Genomic DNA, 605 nt, shown 5'->3' with positions numbered 1-605 from the left:
ACCAGCGCCGCACCGGCACCTTGCATCAGCGCGCGATTCGCTCCACCTTCCTTCCACGCGTCGACTCCCGCCTGGTCACCGTTCGCGGCGGCGTCTTTCATCATCTTGTCCGCGTAATCCCCAATCCGGCGCGACACCGCTTCGCCGGCCGCGCTGGCTGCCGCCATCATGTCCGACTGATTGGCCAGCAGGTTCTGCATGTCGGGGAGTTTGGCGACCGTACCGTTCGTATTCGTCGTGTCGCGGTTCAAGCCCGCCACATCCTGCTTCTGGTTTGCCGAATCCGTAATCGTAATGGTCCCCGCACTCACGCCGCTCTTCGTCGTCGCGCTATCACTGCCGCTGTCGTTTTGGCCAAGCATCGGCGCGGCGCCGCCTGCATTCTTGCCCGACGTGCTGCCGTGCGTGCTGTAGTTCATCCCGCCGTCGCCGGTCGTCGCGCCCGCGCTGAAGCCGCTCGAGCTCGCGTCGTAGTGCGACTGGTTCTGGATGTCCGAGAACGAGAGGGAACCCGTCGTCAGCGAATTCTTCGACGCATCCGCGCTACTCGCGATCAGCCCGCCTTTCAGGTCGGTATTGCCGGTGACGTTGATATTGAAGCCGCC

The 605-nt window shown here is 64.0% G+C and carries 1 pseudogene; it reads right to left on the bottom strand.

Going from position 1 to position 605, the window contains the following annotated elements:
* Positions 1-605 (bottom strand): annotated as a pseudogene (locus tag LGN10_RS33420) (hypothetical protein); the annotation flags it as partial.

Origin of the sequence: Burkholderia sp. AU32262 (assembly GCF_020419985.1) — a bacterium.
Lineage (GTDB): Bacteria > Pseudomonadota > Gammaproteobacteria > Burkholderiales > Burkholderiaceae > Burkholderia > Burkholderia semiarida.
The sequence above is the reverse complement of the archived record's forward strand: the minus strand, read 5'-3'. Positions and strand labels throughout refer to the sequence as shown.